Genomic DNA, 17,437 nt, shown 5'->3' with positions numbered 1-17,437 from the left:
CCAGGTGGAGGCCGAGCAGGAGGGCGCCCCGGCACACAGGCAACGCTCAGGTTGTTGGGGAACCATTGGACGTGCTCGGTCGTCCAGACCGGCAACCACAGCGCGCACCAGCGCGCGAGGCGGAGGTGAGCGACGTGACCGCGACCGACCAGATCGGCGCGCCGGACCGGGCTGCCCAGGCTGACTCGCCCGAGCAGCCGTGGGTCCCCCCGACCTGGGAGGAGATCGTCGAGCAGCACTCCGCTCGCGTCTACCGGCTGGCCTACCGCCTCACCGGCAACGTCCACGACGCCGAGGACCTCACGCACGACGTGTTCATCCGCGTCTTCCGCTCGCTGCACTCCTACCAGCCCGGCACCTTCGAGGGCTGGCTGCACCGCATCACCACCAACGTCTTCCTCGACCGGATGCGCCGCAAGCAGCGGATCCGGTTCGACGCCCTGTCGGAGGAGTCGGCCGCCCGGCTCCCCACCCGTGAGGCCGGGCCGGAGCAGGCGTTCGACGCCACCCACTTCGACGACGACGTGCAGCGGGCCCTCGACGCCCTGCCGCCGGACTTCCGCGCCGCCGTCGTGCTGTGCGACATCGAGGGCCTGTCCTACGAGGAGATCGCCACCACGCTCGGCATCAAGCTCGGCACCGTGCGCTCGCGCATCCACCGGGGGCGCGCCCTCCTGCGCGAGGCCCTCGCCCACCGCGCACCCGGTGTGCGCCCCGTCGAGCCCACGTCGCCGGCCGAGGCGAAGTCGAGCGCTCGCCGTCGGCTGCCGGTGCTGCGCCGTCCGGTGCCGGGGGCGCGGTGAGCAGGACCCCTCTCGGGCGGAGCCGCACCCAGCGGTGCCTCGGCCCCGAGCTGACCGCCTACGTCGACCGGGCCCTGTGCCTGGGCGAGCTGCACGCCTGGGACCTCCACCTCGTGGCGTGCGCGGCCTGCCGGCAGGCGGTCGAGGAGGAGCGGCGCGTGCTGGCCTCCCTGCGCGGGGCGGTTCAGCCCGCGGTGCCCGGCGACCTGCGCGCGATGCTGCTGTCGATGGCCGCGGGGGAGCGGACCGAGCGAACGGGGTTCGCCGACCCGGCTGCTGAGTCGCACGCGGGGGTGGGCGGCTCGCACGCGGGCGACCCAGGCGCAGCCCACGCCCTTCCGGTCTACTCCTTCGAGCCGCGCCCGCTGCGCATCCCGCCGCCCCCGCTGCCGGTGGTCGACACGTGTGCCCCGGCTCAGCACCGCTCGGCCATGCGGGCCACCGTCTTCGCCGGGCTGGCGGCCGGTGCCTCCGCCGCGGCCGCGTGGAGCTTCGTCGTCGTCGGCAGCCCATCGGTGACGGCGCCGACCACCCCTGCGCCCGGCACCGCGGTGCAGCGCAGCCGCCCTGCCACGCCGTCCTTCACGACGGCCTCCTTCTCGAGCGCCTCCCTGGGTGCCTCGCTGCGCGCCCGCACCCCGCTGACGGTCACGGGAGCCACCGTGGTCTTCGGCGGCGGTGGCCGACCCGTCGTGAGCGCCGCTCACCGGGCTTCGGCAGAATCACTGCCATGAGTGAGCCCCGCGACCGCTGGCCCGACCAGCCGGAGGACGGCCACGGCGCCTGGACGCCGCCGGCCCCCGCGCACGAGCCCGCACCGGCCGCGGACCAGGCCCCGGAGCGACCGGTCGGCCAGACCCAGCCGGTCGGCCAGACCCAGCCGGTCGACCAGACCCAGCCGGTCGACCTGAACCACACCCAGATGATCCCGCCACCGCCCCCGCCCGGGGTGGGTGAGACCCCTCCGCAGCCCGCGTGGACCTACGACCCGCCGCCGGCGGGGCACCCCGCCCACCAGCAGGGCCAGTGGGGACAGCAGCAGGAGCAGTGGGCCCGCCGAGGGGCCGGGCACGAGTCCGCGCCGCCGCAGCCGGACCAGCAGTGGGACCAACAGCAGTGGGACCAGCAGGAGTGGCACCAGGGCTGGGGCCGGGATGCCGCCGCGGCAGACGCCGGGCAGGCGGCTGACCCGCACGACTGGACCCAGTCGCACCACGCGACGACCCCTGGCGCCACCCGCCGACGGGGCCCCTCGTGGGCCGCCCTGGTCGCGGTGGCGGCGGTCACCGCGCTGCTCGCCGGGCTGCTCGGCGGTCTCGCCGGCGGCTGGCTGGGCTCGACCGACCGGCTCGGCTTCGGCCGCCTCGGCGGTTCCTCGCCCCTGCCGACGGTCGGCAGTGGCGCGACGCAGCGGCCCGAGGGCTCCATCGCCAACATCGCGGCCAAGGCACTGCCCAGCGTGGTGACCATCAAGGTGCAGGGCGCCGACGGCAACGGCACCGGCTCGGGCTTCGTCGCCGACGACCAGGGCCACATCATCACCAACAACCACGTCGTGGCCGGTGCCGCCGACTCGGGCACCATCAAGGTCGAGCTGGCCAACGGCACCGAGGTCTCCGCGACCATCGCCGGCCGTGACGGCTCCTACGACCTCGCCGTGCTCAAGACCGGCCGCAGTGACCTCCAGCCGCTCGTCATGGGCTCCTCGTCCGACGTGGTCGTCGGCGACGAGGTCATCGCGCTCGGTGCCCCGCTCGGCCTCGAGAACACGGTGACCTCCGGCATCGTCAGCGCCCTCAACCGCCCGGTCAGCCCCGGCGGCGACGGCGACCAGCAGTCGTTCATCAACGCCATCCAGACCGACGCCGCGATCAACCCGGGCAACTCGGGGGGCCCGCTGCTCGACATGCAGGGCCGTGTCATCGGGGTGAACTCGGCGATCGCGCGGATCCCCGGCAGCTCGGGCGAGCAGTCCGGCAACATCGGCGTGGGCTTCTCGATCCCTAGCGACCAGGTGCGCAAGACCGCCGAGCAGCTCATCCGCACCGGCAGGGCCGAGCACCCGATCATCGGCGTCGTCCTCGACCGGCAGTACAACAAGGCCGACGGCGTGAAGATCCTGGAGCCGTCGGCCCAGCAGCGCCAGCCGGTGAGCCCCACCGGCCCCGCCGGCAAGGTGGGCATCAAGCCCGGCGACCTCATCGTCGAGTTCGACGGCCACCGCGTCACCGACCCCGACGACCTGGTGGTGCTGATCCGAGCGAAGAGCGTCGGCGACGAGGTCACCATGAAGGTGCGTCGCGGTTCGCGGGAGATCAGTGTCAGGATGACCCTGCAGGGCACCACCAACCAGTGACAAGGGCAGGTTTGACCGCGTGAACATCACCGGGTGGGAGTTCATCCTCCTGATCGTGCTGGCCGTGGTCATCCTCGGCCCCGAGCGGCTGCCGGAGTATGCCGCGAAGCTGGGCCGGCTGGTGCGCCAGGCCAAGGGGATGGCCGAGGCGGCCAAGGGCCAGCTGCGCGAGCAGATGGGGCCGGAGTTCGACGACATCGACTGGCGCCAGTACGACCCGCGCCAGTACGACCCGCGGCGCATCGTGCGTGAGGCGCTCCTCGACGACTCCCCGATCGACGCCGACGGGCCGGTCGCCGGGGGGACGCAGGGCAGCACCACGCGGGGCTACGACCCCACGCGACCGACCCCCTACGACCTCGACGCCACCTGACCACGCTCCCCGACTCCGTATACGCAGAGCCGCCCATGCCCGCCTGAACAGGCGGCGTGAGCGGCTCTGCGCAGACGAGGTGCGGTATGCCGCGTCAGCGGCCCGAGGGGGTGAGGCCGAGGGAGCGCCCGGCCAGGCCACGCGCCCGGGTGCCCAGCCCGCGGGCGATCGCGCGCAGCGAGACCGCAGCGGGGCTCTCGGGGTCGCGGAGCACGACCGGGGTGCCCTGGTCGCCGCACTCGCGCAGGTTGGTGTCGAGGGGCACCTGACCCAGCAGCGGCACCTCGGCGCCGACCGAACGGGTGAGCGACTCGGCAACGGCCCGGCCGCCGCCGGAGCCGAAGATCTCCTGGCGCGTGCCGTCGGGCAGCTCGAGCCAGCTCATGTTCTCGATGACGCCGACGATCCGCTGGTGCGTCTGGATGGCGATCGAGCCGGCGCGCTCGGCCACCTCGGCGGCGGCCTGCTGCGGGGTGGTCACGACAAGGATCTCGGCGCTGGGGATCAGCTGTGCCACCGAGATCGCGATGTCGCCGGTGCCGGGTGGCAGGTCGAGCAGCAGCACGTCGAGGTCGCCCCAGAAGACGTCGCCGAGGAACTGCTGCAGCGCGCGGTGCAGCATGGGGCCGCGCCAGACGACCGGCTGGTTGCCGGGCACGAACATGCCGATCGAGATGACCTTCACGTCGTGGCTGACCGGCGGCAGGATCATGTCGTCGACCTGCGTCGGGCGGTGCTCGACGCCGAGCATGCGCGGCACGGAGAAGCCGTAGACGTCGGCGTCGACGACGCCGACCCGCAGCCCGCTCTCGGCGAGCGCGGCGGCGAGGTTGACGGTGACCGAGGACTTGCCGACGCCACCCTTGCCGGAGGCCACGGCATACACGCGGGTGAGGCTGTTGGGCTGGGCGAAGGGGATCTCGCGCTCGGGGGCACCGCCGCGCAGCTGCTGGCGCAGCGTGGTGCGCTGCTCGTCGCTCATGACCCCGAGGGTGACCTTGACGCCGTTGACGCCGGGCACCTTGGCGAGCGCCACGGTGGTGTCCTTCGTCAGGGTGTCCTTCATCGGACAGCCGGACACGGTCAGCAGGATCGTCACCGCCACGTGCCCCGCCTCGTCGACCGAGACGCTCTCGACCATGCCGAGCTCGGTCACGGGCTTGCGGATCTCGGGGTCGATGACCGTCGAGAGAGCCTCGTAGAGGGCGTCGTCGGTCACGGGGGCAGTAGGGGCGGACATGCCCCCATGCTAGGTCGCGGGCTGCCCCGCCGAGGAACCGGTGGGTTCCTGCTCGCTGTCGTCACCGTCACGGCCGGTGCCGCGCCGCCGCGTCTCGAGGCGGCGCTCCTCCATCTCCTCGAGCTCCTCGAGCAGGCCGCGCAGCTCGGAGCGCACGAAGTCGCGGGTGGCGGCCTCGCTCAGCGCGAGTCGCAGAGCGGCGACCTCGCGGGTGAGGAACTCGGTGTCGGCGAGGTTCCGCTCGTCGCGGGCGCGGTCCTGCTCGAGGGCCACCCGGTCGCGGTCGGCCTGTCGGTTCTGCGCGAGCAGGATGAGCGGCGCGGCGTACGACGCCTGCAGGCTGAGCATCAGGGTGAGGAAGATGAAGGCGTAGGGGTCGAAGCGCAGGTCGCGCGGCCCGAAGGCGTTCCAGCTGATCCACAGGGCCACGAAGGCCGTCATGTAGATGAGGAAGCGCGGCGTGCCCATGAAGCGGGCGAAGCGCTCGCTCCACCGCCCGAAGGTCTCCTGCGAGAGGGCGGGGCGCGGCAGGAGCGCCCGCCGGGCCTCACGGGGCTGGTCGAGGCGGGCGGGTACGGTGCGGCTGGCGCGCTCAGTCACGGGTCACCTCGTGTCGCTCCTCGCGCCAGTCCTCGGGGAGGATGTGGTCGAGCACGTCGTCGACGGTCACCGCGCCGACGAGCCGTCCGTCGTCGTCGACGATCGGCACACCGGTCAGGTTGTAGGTCGCGAGCACCCGGGTCACCTGGCCCAGGGGGGAGTGCGGGCGCAGCGGCTCGAGCTCCTTGTCGAGGATGCCGCCGATCGGGTTGTGCGGCGGCTCGCGCAGCAGCCGCTGGATGTGCACGATGCCGAGGAACCGGCCCGTCGGCGTCTCGAGCGGCGGGCGGCAGACGAACACGGTCGACGCCAGGGCCGGTGACAGCTCGGCCTTGCGGACCACCGCGAGGGCGTGCGCGATCGTGGCGTCGGGGGCGAGGATGACCGGCTCGGTGGTCATCATGCCGCCGGCGGTGTTCTCGTCGTAGGTGAGCAGCCGTCGCAGCGGGGCCGCCTCGTCGGGCTCCATGTGCCCGAGCAGCTCCTCCCGCTGCTCCGGGGTGAGCTCCTTGAGCAGGTCGGTGGCGTCGTCGGGCTCCATCGCCTCGAGCACGTCGGCGGCGCGCTCGCGCTCCAGCGTCGCGAGGATCTGCACCTGGTCGTCCTCGGGCAGCTCCTCGAGCACGTCGGCGAGCCGCTCGTCGTCGAGGGCGGCCGCCACCTCGGCGCGTCGCTTGGGTTGGAGGTCGTGGATCACCTCGGCGAGGTCGGCCGGCTTGAGGTCGTCGTAGTTCTCGAGCAGGCGGGCGGCGCTCTGCGCCGGGCTGGAGCGGTGTATGCCGGTGACGTCCTCGATGGGCACGAGCACCGTGGCACCGCGGCGGCGGCGGAACGGGCCGAGGTGGCCGCGCGCCGGTCCCTGGCGGACGAAGACCTTGGAGATGACCCAGTCGCGGGTGCGCTCGCGCTCGATCGCGATGTCCTCGACGGTGGCGGTGTAGTCGCCCTCGGGGTCGCGCACGGTGACCTGCCGGTCGAGCAGCTCGGCCATGACGAGCACCTCGTTGGTGCGCTGCTCGAAGCGGCGCATGTTGACCAGGCCCGTGGTGATGACCTGGCCGCCGTCGACGGAGGTGACCCGGGTCATCGGCACGAACACCCGACGGCGCCCGGGCACCTCGACCACCAGGCCGATGGCGCGCGGCCGGCGACGCGAGGCGCCGAAGGTGACGACGACGTCGCGGACGCGGCCGACCTGGTCGCCGAGCGGGTCGAACACGCTCAGGCTGGTCAGGCGGCCGACGAAGACGCGCGACGGGGTGCTCACGCGAGCAAGGCTATCCGGCGCCGCCCCTGTCGTCGGGCAGGCGAGTGCCGCGGCGGCGCAGCGGTCGTCCGCCCAGGTGCCACGGGCGCCACCCGGTGGTGGTCGCCTCGCTGGGCGGGACGGGTGCGGCGCCGGAGGTGTCGCGGTAGTGGCCGGGTGCCTCCAGCGGGGTGCCGTAGGGACGCAGCGCCCGCACGGTGCACTCGGTGGACCACCGGGTGAGGAGGTCGTCGGTGGCGTTGAGCCGGCTGCCCTTGAGCGCCTCGGTCGCGGTCTCCCACTGCGGGTCGTCGGGGCCCACGGTGCGCACGGTCGCGTGCACGGTCAGCAGCCGGCCGCCGGTGTCCTTGCTGCGCAGGATCAGGGGGACCTCGTCGGGCAGCCAGGGCAGCGTCTGCTCGCCCGGCCCCGAGACGATGAAGACGGTGTCGTCGGCCCAGGCGTGCCACGCCGGCCAGGCCCGGTCGCCGGGCACGTCGACCCACAGCAGCCCCGACTTGCCGGCCGCCTCGGCGAACAGCGCGGTGACGTTGACGTGCGGCTGCTCGACGGTGGTGTCGGCGGGCTCGGTCACACCGTGAACTGTGTCATAACCGCCCTCGCGGTGTCTGCGCTAGCGTCCGCCGCATGCGCAGCGCCAAGGACTTCTTCAAGCCCCTCGCCGTGGGGGCTCCGCGACCGGTCACCGAGGTGCCTGCCCGGCCCTCCCGGGTCATCCACTTCTTCGACCCGAGCAACGAGAAGATGGCCGCCAAGATCCCGTCGATGGTGGGCACGGTCGACGTGCTGCTCGGCAACCTCGAGGACGCCGTCAAGGCCGACAAGAAGGTCGCCGCCCGCGAGGGCCTGGTGAAGATCGCCAAGGCCACCGACTTCGGCGAGAACACCCAGCTGTGGACCCGGGTCAACGCCCTCGACAGCCCGTGGGTGCTCGACGACCTGGTCACGCTCGTCACCGAGATCGGCGACAAGCTCGACGTCATCATGGTGCCCAAGGTCGAGGGCCCGGAGGACATCCACTACGTCGACCGGCTCCTGGCCCAGCTCGAGGCCCGCGCCGGGCTGCAGCGTCCGATCCTCGTGCACGCGATCCTCGAGACCGCCCGTGGCATGGCCAACGTGGAGGAGATCTGCGGCGCCAGCCCGCGCATGCAGGGCCTCTCGCTCGGGCCGGCCGACCTCGCGGCCGACCGGCGGATGAAGACCACCCGAGTCGGCGGCGGCCACCCCGGCTACCTCGTGCGGCAGGACCCGCCCGCCGGCGTCGACGACGCCGTGCACGCCGACCGTGCGACCTACCAGCAGGACCTGTGGCACTACACGATCGCCCGCATGGTCGACGCCTGCGCGATGCACGGGATCCTCCCGTACTACGGTCCGTTCGGTGACATCAAGGACGTCGTCGCCTGCGAGGACCAGTTCCGCAACGCCTTCCTCCTCGGCTGCGTCGGCACGTGGTCGCTGCACCCGGTGCAGATCGAGATCGCCAAGCGCGTCTTCAGCCCCTCGGCCGAGGACGTCGCGCACGCGCGCCGTGTCGTCGAGGCGATGGGCGACGGCACCGGGGCCGTGATGCTCGACGGCAAGATGGAGGACGACGCCAGCCTCAAGCAGTGCCTGGTGATCGTCGAGCTCGCCGAGCGCCTCTCGCGCACCGACCCCGAGCTGGCGCAGCTGTATGCCGCCGTGCCCGACGGCGGCGCGGACGTCGCGGACGTCGCCGTGTCGTCCGGCAACGAGGGGAGCGCGCAGTGAGCGGCGAGCACGCGGCATACCGGCCTCGTCGGTCGGTTCTGTACATGCCCGCCTCGAACGAGCGGGCCCTGGAGAAGGCGAAGACCCTGCTCGTCGATGCGCTGATCCTCGACCTCGAGGACGCCGTCGCGCCCGACATGAAGGAGCAGGCACGTGAGAACGCCTGTGCCGCAGTGCGTTCGGGCGACTACGGCCGGCGCGAGCTGACGATCCGGGTCAACGGCATCGGCACGCGGTGGCACGAGGAAGACCTCGCGGCCGCCTGTGCGGCCGGTCCGGACGGCATCGTCGTGCCGAAGGTCGGCTCGGCCGACGAGGTGCGGCAGCTGGTGGCAGCCATGGAGGCCGCCGGGGCTCCGGAGCACACGATGCTCTGGGCCATGGTCGAGACGCCGCAGGCGATGCTGCACTGCGAGGAGATCGCGGGCGCCTCCGCCCGGCTGGCCGTGCTGGTGATGGGCACCAACGACCTCGCCAAGGAGCTGCACGCCGAGCACGTGCCCGGGCGGCAGCCGCTGATGGCGGGGCTCGGGCTGTGCCTGTTGGCGGCGCGGGCCACGGGGACGGTGATCCTCGACGGCGTCTTCAACAACGTCAAGGACCCCGAGGGCTTCGAGGCCGAGTGCCTGCAGGGCCGCCAGATGGGCTTCGACGGCAAGACGCTGATCCACCCGGGACAGGTCGAGGCCTGCAACGCCGCGTTCGCCCCGAGCGACGCGCAGGTGGAGGAGGCGCGCGGGATCCTGCAGGCGTGGGCGGACGGCGCCGGCTCGGGTGTGGTGACCTACAACGGCCGGATGGTCGAGAACCTCCACGTCGAGACGGCCCGTCGGGTGCTCGACATCGACGAGGCGATCCGCGCACTGGAGTCCAGCGCGACCTGACGCAACCTTTCGGCCCAGCAGCGCGTCTGAGTGGGTGCGGCCGCCCCCTGGTGGGGCGGTCGACCAGACTTGGTGCCGAAGGTTGCGATCTGCTCACGATCGCCCGACCCCGGCGCGGCAGCGGCAGACCTGGCCACCACCCCCCACAGGATGGGTGCCGGTCCAGGACACAGGCGTCACGCAGGCGTCGGAACGGGGACAGCGATGACGCGCAACCAGCGACGGGCAGGGGTACGGCGGGCGACAGGGGGCGCCGCGGCGGCCGCTGCGCTGGCCCTGGGGCTGAGCGGGTGCGGCATGGTCTCGCTCGAGAGCGCTGCCCAGCCCCGGTCCGGCAGCACGGTCGAGGCACCCAACCCGCCGGCTGCGCCCGAACCACCGGCAACCAGCGGTCCGACCACCGGCTCGGACGCGCCCACCACGGCACCGGGCACCACCACGCCGTCGACCACGGCGCCCAAGCCGACCACGACCTCTGCTCCGACCACGACCTCTGCTTTCAGGCCCACGTCGGCGACACCGAAGCCCACGACCTCGGCGCCCACGCCCACCACCTCGGCCCCCAAGCCCACCCCCCCCGTGAAGCCCCCCCCCACCGCCGGCGACACGCTCCAGCCGGGTGACAGCGGGGCCTACGTCCTCGCCGTGCAGCAGCGGCTCTCCTCGTTCGGCTACTGGCTCGGCACGCCCGACGGCACCTACGGCTACCTGACGAGCCAGGCCGTGATGGCCCTTCAGAAGTCCGCCGGGCTTGGCCGCGACGGGGTCTTCGGGCCGGCGACACGCCGCGCCCTCGAGGCCGGCGCCCGTCCGCAGTCGCGCATCGGTGGCACCGGTGTGGAGATCGACCTGCAGCGCCAGGTGCTCCTCGTCGTCCGTGGTGGTGCGGTGACCACGATCCTCAACACCAGCACGGGCAGCGGTCAGCCGTTCGAGTCCTACGGGCAGCAGCACGTCGCGGTGACGCCGCCCGGCACCTACTCGGTGTTCCGGGTGGTCGACGGCAACGACAAGGGCCCGCTCGGCGACCTGTGGCGTCCCCGGTACTTCAACGGCGGTATCGCGGTCCACGGTGCGGCCTCGGTGCCGGGCTACCCCGCGTCGCACGGGTGCGCCCGGGTCAGCAACCCCGCCATGGACATGGTCTGGGCGCGGGGCCTGATGCCGGTGGGCAGCCGGGTCACCGTCTACTAGGACCGGAGGAGCGCGCCAGCCGCAGGTGTCGCACCTCCGGGCGTCGATGCCACTCCCGGCCCCGGTGCCACCTCCCGGCGTGGCGGCCACGTCCCGGCTTCAGGGCAGGTCGTCCTATCGACGGAGGCGCCGGCCGACGCGGCGGCGCACGATCGGAGGTGAGCCGCCTGAGGGCGGCCCGTGGTCCGTCGCGCATGACGGTGGGGCTCTCCGCCCGCCTGGCTGAGAGCCGGACAAGGGGGAGCCATGGACATCACCAGACGCACCGCCCTCCAGGCGGCCGTCGCCACGGCAGGTGCCGGCGCGCTGACCTTGGCCACCCCGGGTCCTGCGCTCGCGGCATACCCGACGCTGCGGCGAGGGAGCACCGGTTCGGCGGTCCGCACGCTGCAGTCGCGGCTGAGCTACCTGCGGTACTGGTGCGGGACGGTTGACGGTTCGTTCGGCGGGCTCACCGAGCAGGCGGTCCTGGCCCTCCAGAAGACCGCGGGCATCAGCCGTGACGGCGTCGTCGGCCCCGCGACGTGGAGCAGGCTCAGCGCCGGGGTCCGGCCGAACGTGCGCACCCGCACGGGCACCTGGTTCGAGGTCGACAAGACCCGCCAGCTCTGCATCCACGTCGTGGACGGCCGGCTCGCCATGACGCTCAACACGAGCACCGGTTCGGGACAGCGGTACTACAGCCGCGGTGCCTGGCACGTCGCGGTCACGCCGTCGGGCTCCTTCCGCGTCTACCGCAAGGTCAACGGCTGGGACGACGGGCCGCTCGGGGCGCTGTGGCGGCCGGCCTACTTCAACGGCGGCATCGCGCTGCACGGGTACGGCTCGGTGCCGGCCTATCCGGCCTCACACGGTTGCGTCCGGCTGAGCATCAGCGCGATGAACATGCTGTGGAGCTCGGGCAGGGTGCCGATCGGCCGGCGCGTCACGGTCTACTGACCCCGACCGTCCCGCAGCCTGGCGGCCACCCAGTCCAGCTGGGCTGCGGCGTGACCACGCCAGTAGTCGGTGTTGTGACCGCCCTTGTCGACGGTCAGGTGGGCGGACGGCAGCCGGCGGGCGAAGGCGCGGTTGGCCGCGACGAAGGGGTCGGTGTCGCCGCAGTCGAGCCGCACCGGGATGCGCGCCAGCACCCGGGTGCGCGAGGTCGCGAAGACGTCGTGGGCCCGGAAGTCCTCGCGGTCGTCGAACGCGCCTGGTGCGCTGGCTCCCGGCTCGGTCCACAGTGCCGCCGACTCGGCCACCACGGCGCCCACCACCCGTGGCCCGAGAGCGCTCGCGAGCAGCAGCGAGCCGTAGCCGCCCATCGACCACCCCAGGAAGGCGAGGGGACCGGCATACCCGCTCTCGTCGCGCAGGAGCGGCAGGAGGTCGTCGGTGACCATGGCGCCCGGGTCTGCACCCGAACGGCGCGCGTGCCAGTAGAGGTCACCGCCGTCGACGGACGCGACCGCCAGGCCGGTGCGGGTCACGTGGTCCTGCAGGCGCAGGTCGTCGAAGGCCGCGTCGGCGTTGCCGCCCCGGCCGTGCAACACCACGACGAGGGGCGGTGCCTTCGACCCCTTGGGCAGGGCGAGCCGCCACCGTGGCCGGTGACCGGGCCAGTGGTCGCTGTCCAGGCGCCCCGACCGCCACACCACCGGGTCACCGCAGCCGGCGAGGGCGGCGACGGCCCCCGCGCCCAGCGCAGCGCCGATGACGCTGCGGCGGGTCACGGAAGCCATGCCGCCACCCTAGGGACACCGGGTCCCCGGCACCGGGAACTGTCACCAGCGCGAGGTGGCGGCGGCGACGAGGTCTCCGAGCAGCTCGCCCTCGTCGACCTCGAGCCCGCGACCGCGGAACCATCGGCACATGTTCGCGACGTCGCGTTCGAGGAACTCGAAGCCGCGGGGGTTGCCGATGACGTCGACGATCTGCGGCCAGTCGATGAGCACCAACCGGTCGCCGTCGAGGAGCACGTTGTAGGGCGAGAGGTCGCCGTGCGCCCAGCCGTGCTGGGCGAGCACGGTGAGGGCGTCGCGGAGCTGTTCGAAGAGAGGGGCGAGCAGGTCCGGGGCCGGCCGGGTCTGCGCCAGCCGTGGGGCTGCCTGCCCGTCGTCGCCGATGAACTCCATGAGCATCTCGCGGTCGTTCAGCTGCACCGGGTAGGGGACCGGGAGGCCCATCTCCCACAGTGCGCCGAGTGCCTCGAACTCCGCGAACGCCCACTGCCCCGAGAGCAGCTCGCGGCCGAACTCGGTGCGGCGGGCCATGGCGCGCATCTCCCGGCTGCGGCGGACCCGGCGACCTTCCTGGTAGCCGGCGTCGCGGTGGAACATGCGGTGCTCGCTGGTGCGGTAGCGCTTGGCGGCGAGCAGGGTGTCGTGCTCAGGGCTGTCGGTGCCGTCCGGGACCCACCGGCGGACGACGTGGACGTCGGCCTCCTTGCCGGTCTTGAGGATCCCGAGGTCGGACTCGACGGCTCCGAGCGCGGTGATGACCCAGTCGGGCCGCGGTTTCGGCCCGTGGGTGGCGCCGTCCCAGGTCGACCAGCGCTCGCCCTCAGGCGGCGCGTCGGGAAGGCTGTCGAACGAGAACTGTGCGTCCTCCGAGAATGCGTGCAAGACGGAACTCCATGGTGAGAAGGGTGTGGGCGCGGGTGAGGCCCGAGACAGTCGTGGACATGTCACGCCTCCCTTCTTCCGAATCGGACCGGTGTCCGAGATGGAGTCGGTGCACAGCAGGTATGCCGTGCGGCTGGGTCCCAGCGTGGCAGGGCTCGGCGCCGCACCGCCACCCGTTTTCCGCCCTGCACCTTTGTCGGGTCACCCGATAAAGGTGCACTCAACCCGGCGTGGCACGTCGGGTGAAGCGGTCGTTTATCGGGTGACCCGATAAACGACCGGGGTGGTGGGACTCACACGGCCCAGCGCTGTCGGCTGTGGTGACCACTCGGCATACTCGCGGCAGGTCCTTATCCACGCGACGCAAGGTGGCGAACGCGCATGTCCCGACTGCAGCAGACCGAAGGCCTGACCGAGGAGCAGCACGAGCTGATCAAGCTGGTGCGGGAGTTCGTCGACGAGCAGATCATCCCGGTGGCCACCGAGCTGGAGCACAAGGACGAGTACCCGACGCAGATCGTCGAGGGCATGAAGGAGATGGGGATCTTCGGCCTGATGATCCCCGAGGAGTACGGCGGCCTGGGGGAGTCGCTGCTGACCTATGCGCTGTGCGTGGAGGAGATCGCGCGCGGCTGGATGTCGGTCAGCGGCATCATCAACACCCACTTCATCGTGGCCTACATGATCCTCCAGCACGGCACGGACGAGCAGAAGCAGCACTACCTGCCGAAGATGGCCACCGGTGAGATCCGCGGCGCGTTCTCGATGTCCGAGCCCGGGTGCGGCTCGGACGTGTCGGCCATCAAGACCAAGGCCGTCCGCGACGGCGACAGCGACAACTGGACCATCAACGGCCAGAAGATGTGGCTCACCAACGGCGGCTCGGCGAACCTCGTCGCGGTGCTGGTCAAGACCGACACCGGCGCCGACTCGGTCTACAAGAACATGACCACCTTCCTCATCGACAAGACCGAGGGCTTCGGCGAGACCGCCCAGGGCGTCACGGTGCCGGGCAAGATCGACAAGATGGGCTACAAGGGCGTCGACACCACCGAGCTGGTCTTCGAGGGCCACCGGACGACGTCGGCGCAGATCCTCGGCGGTGAGCCGGGCAAGGGCTTCTACCAGATGATGGACGGGGTCGAGGTCGGCCGCGTCAACGTCGCCGCCCGCGGCTGTGGCGTGGCCCGCCGGGCGTTCGAGCTCGGTGTCTCGTACGCCCAGCAGCGCGAGACGTTCGGCAAGAAGATCGCCGAGCACCAGGCCGTGCTGTTCCGCCTCGCCGACATGGCCGTGAAGGTGGAGGCGGCCCACGAGATGATGGTGAAGGCCGCCCGCAAGAAGGACTCGGGGGAGCGCAACGACCTCGAGGCCGGTATGGCGAAATACCTTGCGTCCGAATACTGCTCGCAGGTCGTCGAGGACTCGTTCCGGATCCATGGCGGCTACGGGTACTCCAAGGAGTACGAGATCGAGCGGCTCTACCGGGAGGCTCCGATGCTGCTGATCGGCGAGGGGACCGCCGACATCCAGCGGATGATCATCGGCCGCCGGCTCCTCGAGGACTACAAGCTCAGGGGCTGATGTGGCTCAGCACGCCGCCTGGCCCACTTCCTCGGCGCAGACAGACGCGCCGCAGTGCTAAGTGATGTTGGTCGCGGCATGCAGGAAACATCCAGCGTGCTTTGACACACTGAGGGCATGAGCACGCAGCCGAATGCCCTGTCACGGTCCCGGGCCAGCCTGACGCTGGAGTACCCGATGAGCGTGGGCCGGTACGACCGCTACGAGGACGCGCAGAAGGCGGTCGACTACCTCTCGGACCACGAGTTCCCGGTGCAGAACGTGCTGATCGTCGGCACCGACCTCAAGCAGCTCGAGCGGGTCACCGGTCGCCTGACCCGCGGCCGTGTCGCGGCCGGCGGCATCCTCTCGGGCATGTGGCTCGGACTCTTCGTGGGCCTCATCTTCGCGCTGTTCGACCCCCAGGCCTCGGGCCTCGGCACCGTCCTGGTCACCGTGCTCTTCGGCGCGGGCTTCGGGCTCATGTGGGCGCTCATCGGCTACCAGTTCACCGGTGGCCAGCGCGACTTCACCAGCGTCACGCAGGTGGTCGCGACCCAGTACGAGGTGCTCGTCGAGCACCGGCACGTGCAGCGGGCGCGCGAGCTGCTCACCGAGATGGACCCGATGGCGGCGGCGCAGGCCGAGGTCAGGGCCGCCCGGGAGGCGGATGCCGCTGCGGCTGCTGCCGCTGCGCAGAGGGCGCAGACCACCGCACCGTCGGCCTCTCCTGCGGGCGAGATGCCCCAGCCGCCGACCTCACCGCAGCCCTCGTCGTCGCAGCAGCCCTCGTCGTCGCAGCCCCCGCACCAGCCGCCGGCTGACGTCTGACCGCGCAGGCTCCGCCGCCGACTGAGGTGAGCCGACGGTTGACAGGTGTCGCCCTTGACGGCTGCGCGCCGGGCACACCGTGTCGTCAGAACTCGGTGACCCACTCGGCGTAGAAGAGACCCAGCCCGGCGATGGCGCTGATCCCGGCGATGAGCCAGAACCGGATGACGATGGTGATCTCGTCCCATCCAACGAGCTCGAAGTGGTGGTGCAGCGGCGCCATCCTGAAGACTCGCCTACCGGTCAGCTTGAAGCTGGCGACCTGGATGACCACGGACAGGGTGATCAGGACGAAGAGACCACCAAGCACGGCCAGCAGCAGCTCGGTGCGAGTCAGGATCGCCATGCCTGCCAAGGCGGCGCCGAGGGAGAGCGATCCGGTGTCGCCCATGATGATGCTCGCAGGGGAGGCGTTCCACCACAGGAACCCGAAGCAGGCGCCCGCTATGGCGCAGGCGACGACGGCCAGGTCGAGCGCGTCGCGCACCTCGTAGCAGCCGGACCCAGGCGCCGCTGCGCAGCTCTGGTTGTACTGCCACAGGCTGATTCCGGTGTACGCACCGAGAACCATCACCGACGCACCGGTGGCGAGGCCATCCAAGCCGTCGGAAATGTTGACGCCGTTCGATGCCCCTGCGACCAGAAGGTTCGCCCACAGGACGAACAAGAGGACACCGAGGACCGGACCGGCGGCAGCGAGGTCGATGGCCGTGTCCCTGACGATCGAGATGGCCGCCGATGCCGGTGCACGCCCGTTCGCGTCGACCGCCAGCAGCGCGGGCACAGCAAAGACCACCGTCACCAGGGTCTGGCCGATGAGCTTCTGCTTGGAGGTGAGCCCCAAGCTGCGCGCCCTCGAGACCTTGATGTAGTCGTCCAGGAAACCGACGAGCCCCATCCCGACCAGCAGGAGCAGAACCAGGAGGGCGCTCAGGGTGACCCGGCCAGGCACCACCGCAACAGTGCCACTGGCGCTCACCGCCATCAGGGCCAGGTGCGAGCCGAAGTAGCCGGCGAGAGCGGCACCGATGATGACGGCGCCACCCATGGTGGGCTTTCCCCGCTTGTAGTGGTGCTGGGTGAGGTCGTCCCGGATGAACTGGCCGTAGCCGCGTCGCACCAGGAACCGCACGAACAGTGGCGTCCCGAGCAAGGACAACACCATCGAGATCCCGCCGGCCAGCAGGACGTTAACCATTCAGACCCCCCTGTGCGCCCCGTCGTGGGCATGGTCTCCCACCGTCCGAGCGATCAACGACATCGGTCAGGGGCGCGCGCTGCCCGCGACGAGCTCGACGGCGACGCTGACCCCCTTAGCGGTCCCCCAACCTAGGGGACGCCCGCGGAGGCTCGGAACTCGCCGCGCCCGCGGAGAGTCGTAAGCACAGGCGGCCGCCGTCGAGCAGGCCACCGTGACAGGTGTGTACGCCCCTGTCGGTGAGCTCGTGGCGGCTCCGTTCAGGGTCTTGATGGCCACGAGGGCCTGCTCCAGATCCGCCGCAATGCGGCGCCCTGGGACGAACCGAAGGCCGGCCTCCCGGACCTACTTCTCGATGTAGGCCGTTATGGGCTGGATGACGCCGTGGCGCTCCTCTGCGGCGCTGTCTTCGGCCGAGGGCGAGGCCATCAGCTCCTGCAAGCCCTCCATGTCGTGGATGTCGGCGGTGATGGCGACGTGGTTGCTGCCATCCGCTGCCACGTGGTCCGTCACGTTCGTGGCGTACTTGCTGATGATCTCCGCCCGCTCGGCCTTGCCCTGGAGCCAGCGGTCGATGTCGACGACTGCGTGTGTGATGACCATCTTCGGCACGGCGAGTCTCCTTCGGGACGTCCGGGAGGGCCGGGCGGGATGCCGACGCTTCCGAGAGGCAAGTCTGCTCCGGGCACGGGGGCATCAACACCGTCCGTCAGAACCAGACCCTGACGCCCCGTTCGACGTGTGGCTACGGCTGCTGGGGCTCGAAG

The 17,437-nt window shown here is 71.6% G+C and carries 19 protein-coding genes; 10 read left to right on the top strand and 9 right to left on the bottom strand.

Annotation, left to right across the window (positions count from 1 at the left end; genetic code table 11):
- The first annotated feature begins 152 nt into the window (after positions 1–152).
- From sigE to BMW78_RS02765, 4 genes are read left to right on the top strand one after another with little or no spacing between them, the layout of a single operon-like run.
- Entirely contained in the window at positions 153–803 is a 651-nt protein-coding gene (gene sigE / locus BMW78_RS02780; protein WP_245735642.1) for an RNA polymerase sigma factor SigE, read from the top strand.
- On the top strand, positions 800–1,537 hold the full coding sequence (locus BMW78_RS02775; RefSeq protein WP_091756120.1) for an anti-sigma factor family protein: 738 nt from the start codon (positions 800–802) through the stop codon (positions 1,535–1,537). Before sigE ends, BMW78_RS02775 begins: the two co-directional genes overlap by 4 nt.
- Positions 1,534–3,159 carry a S1C family serine protease gene (locus BMW78_RS02770; RefSeq protein WP_091756118.1) on the top strand — a complete coding sequence of 542 codons (1,626 nt, stop codon included), beginning with the start codon at positions 1,534–1,536 and terminating at the stop codon, positions 3,157–3,159. The genes BMW78_RS02775 and BMW78_RS02770 overlap by 4 nt, the downstream gene beginning before the upstream one ends.
- Positions 3,160–3,178: 19 nt before the next feature.
- Complete coding sequence (locus BMW78_RS02765) at positions 3,179–3,532, top strand: twin-arginine translocase TatA/TatE family subunit (RefSeq protein WP_091756116.1); 354 nt, start codon at positions 3,179–3,181, stop codon at positions 3,530–3,532.
- Between the two features lie 94 nt (positions 3,533–3,626).
- Here the strand turns inward: BMW78_RS02765 and BMW78_RS02760 are convergent, their stop codons facing one another.
- The 4 genes from BMW78_RS02760 to BMW78_RS02745 are packed head-to-tail and all read right to left on the bottom strand — an operon-like array spanning position 3,627 to position 7,213.
- A complete protein-coding gene (locus tag BMW78_RS02760) occupies positions 3,627–4,772 on the bottom strand; it encodes an Mrp/NBP35 family ATP-binding protein (RefSeq protein ID WP_091756114.1) in 1,146 nt (381 codons plus the stop codon).
- A gap of 9 nt (positions 4,773–4,781) precedes the next feature.
- On the bottom strand, positions 4,782–5,372 hold the full coding sequence (locus BMW78_RS02755; protein WP_091756112.1) for a DUF1003 domain-containing protein: 591 nt from the start codon (positions 5,370–5,372) through the stop codon (positions 4,782–4,784).
- A complete protein-coding gene (locus BMW78_RS02750) occupies positions 5,365–6,639 on the bottom strand; it encodes a magnesium transporter MgtE N-terminal domain-containing protein (protein ID WP_091756110.1) in 1,275 nt (424 codons plus the stop codon). Before BMW78_RS02750 ends, BMW78_RS02755 begins: the two co-directional genes overlap by 8 nt.
- A 10-nt stretch (positions 6,640–6,649) precedes the next feature.
- Entirely contained in the window at positions 6,650–7,213 is a 564-nt protein-coding gene (locus BMW78_RS02745; RefSeq protein WP_091756108.1) for a hypothetical protein, read from the bottom strand.
- A 53-nt stretch (positions 7,214–7,266) separates the two neighbouring features.
- Between BMW78_RS02745 and BMW78_RS02740 the strand changes: the two genes are divergently transcribed.
- Together BMW78_RS02740 and BMW78_RS02735 are read left to right on the top strand one after the other, a co-directional pair.
- Positions 7,267–8,394, top strand: coding sequence for an HpcH/HpaI aldolase/citrate lyase family protein (locus BMW78_RS02740; RefSeq protein WP_091756106.1), 1,128 nt, complete (start codon positions 7,267–7,269; stop codon positions 8,392–8,394).
- Positions 8,391–9,278 carry an HpcH/HpaI aldolase/citrate lyase family protein gene (locus tag BMW78_RS02735; RefSeq protein ID WP_281247055.1) on the top strand — a complete coding sequence of 296 codons (888 nt, stop codon included), beginning with the start codon at positions 8,391–8,393 and terminating at the stop codon, positions 9,276–9,278. Before BMW78_RS02740 ends, BMW78_RS02735 begins: the two co-directional genes overlap by 4 nt.
- A 176-nt stretch (positions 9,279–9,454) precedes the next feature.
- On the opposite strand, the gene BMW78_RS21135 is transcribed toward BMW78_RS02735, so the two are convergent.
- Complete coding sequence (locus BMW78_RS21135) at positions 9,455–9,823, bottom strand: hypothetical protein (RefSeq protein WP_245735619.1); 369 nt, start codon at positions 9,821–9,823, stop codon at positions 9,455–9,457.
- A 34-nt stretch (positions 9,824–9,857) separates the two neighbouring features.
- Between BMW78_RS21135 and BMW78_RS02730 the strand changes: the two genes are divergently transcribed.
- Positions 9,858–10,472 carry a L,D-transpeptidase family protein gene (locus BMW78_RS02730; RefSeq protein WP_245735618.1) on the top strand — a complete coding sequence of 205 codons (615 nt, stop codon included), beginning with the start codon at positions 9,858–9,860 and terminating at the stop codon, positions 10,470–10,472.
- A 246-nt stretch (positions 10,473–10,718) separates the two neighbouring features.
- Positions 10,719–11,411 carry a L,D-transpeptidase family protein gene (locus BMW78_RS02725; RefSeq protein ID WP_091756103.1) on the top strand — a complete coding sequence of 231 codons (693 nt, stop codon included), beginning with the start codon at positions 10,719–10,721 and terminating at the stop codon, positions 11,409–11,411.
- Here BMW78_RS02725 and BMW78_RS02720 read toward each other — a convergent pair.
- Together BMW78_RS02720 and BMW78_RS02715 are read right to left on the bottom strand one after the other, a co-directional pair.
- On the bottom strand, positions 11,405–12,196 hold the full coding sequence (locus tag BMW78_RS02720; RefSeq protein WP_091756101.1) for an alpha/beta hydrolase: 792 nt from the start codon (positions 12,194–12,196) through the stop codon (positions 11,405–11,407). The genes BMW78_RS02725 and BMW78_RS02720 overlap by 7 nt on opposite strands.
- A gap of 42 nt (positions 12,197–12,238) precedes the next feature.
- Positions 12,239–13,078: a serine protein kinase RIO gene (locus BMW78_RS02715; protein WP_218144199.1), complete on the bottom strand. Its 840-nt coding sequence runs from the start codon at positions 13,076–13,078 to the stop codon at positions 12,239–12,241.
- Positions 13,079–13,459: 381 nt separating this feature from the next.
- On the opposite strand from BMW78_RS02715, the gene BMW78_RS02710 reads away from it, so the two are divergent.
- Both BMW78_RS02710 and BMW78_RS02705 read left to right on the top strand, forming a co-directional pair.
- On the top strand, positions 13,460–14,662 hold the full coding sequence (locus BMW78_RS02710) for an acyl-CoA dehydrogenase family protein (RefSeq protein WP_091756099.1): 1,203 nt from the start codon (positions 13,460–13,462) through the stop codon (positions 14,660–14,662).
- Between the two features lie 117 nt (positions 14,663–14,779).
- Positions 14,780–15,472: a YflT domain-containing protein gene (locus BMW78_RS02705; RefSeq protein ID WP_091756098.1), complete on the top strand. Its 693-nt coding sequence runs from the start codon at positions 14,780–14,782 to the stop codon at positions 15,470–15,472.
- Positions 15,473–15,557: 85 nt separating this feature from the next.
- On the opposite strand, the gene mraY is transcribed toward BMW78_RS02705, so the two are convergent.
- Together mraY and BMW78_RS02695 are read right to left on the bottom strand one after the other, a co-directional pair.
- A complete protein-coding gene (gene mraY, locus BMW78_RS02700; RefSeq protein ID WP_091756096.1) occupies positions 15,558–16,670 on the bottom strand; it encodes a phospho-N-acetylmuramoyl-pentapeptide-transferase in 1,113 nt (370 codons plus the stop codon).
- 345 nt (positions 16,671–17,015) lie between these two features.
- Positions 17,016–17,282 carry a hypothetical protein gene (locus tag BMW78_RS02695; RefSeq protein WP_091756094.1) on the bottom strand — a complete coding sequence of 89 codons (267 nt, stop codon included), beginning with the start codon at positions 17,280–17,282 and terminating at the stop codon, positions 17,016–17,018.
- Between the last annotated feature and the right edge of the window lie 155 nt (positions 17,283–17,437).

It is taken from the genome of Pedococcus cremeus, from assembly GCF_900111375.1.
GTDB lineage: Bacteria > Actinomycetota > Actinomycetes > Actinomycetales > Dermatophilaceae > Pedococcus_A > Pedococcus_A cremeus.
Note: the sequence above shows the minus strand (reverse complement) of the source record. Positions and strands in the feature narration are given on the sequence as shown.

Bases quoted from the DNA above. Each gene is read 5' to 3' on its own strand.
- BMW78_RS02770 (WP_091756118.1), top strand. From the start codon at position 1,534: ATGAGTGAGCCCCGCGACCGCTGGCCCGACCAGCCGGAGGACGGCCAC.
- BMW78_RS02760 (WP_091756114.1), bottom strand. From the start codon at position 4,772: ATGTCCGCCCCTACTGCCCCCGTGACCGACGACGCCCTCTACGAGGCT.
- BMW78_RS02740 (WP_091756106.1), top strand. From the start codon at position 7,267: ATGCGCAGCGCCAAGGACTTCTTCAAGCCCCTCGCCGTGGGGGCTCCG.
- BMW78_RS02725 (WP_091756103.1), top strand. From the start codon at position 10,719: ATGGACATCACCAGACGCACCGCCCTCCAGGCGGCCGTCGCCACGGCA.
- BMW78_RS02720 (WP_091756101.1), bottom strand. From the start codon at position 12,196: ATGGCTTCCGTGACCCGCCGCAGCGTCATCGGCGCTGCGCTGGGCGCG.
- BMW78_RS02710 (WP_091756099.1), top strand. From the start codon at position 13,460: ATGTCCCGACTGCAGCAGACCGAAGGCCTGACCGAGGAGCAGCACGAG.
- BMW78_RS02705 (WP_091756098.1), top strand. From the start codon at position 14,780: ATGAGCACGCAGCCGAATGCCCTGTCACGGTCCCGGGCCAGCCTGACG.
- mraY (WP_091756096.1), bottom strand. From the start codon at position 16,670: ATGGTTAACGTCCTGCTGGCCGGCGGGATCTCGATGGTGTTGTCCTTG.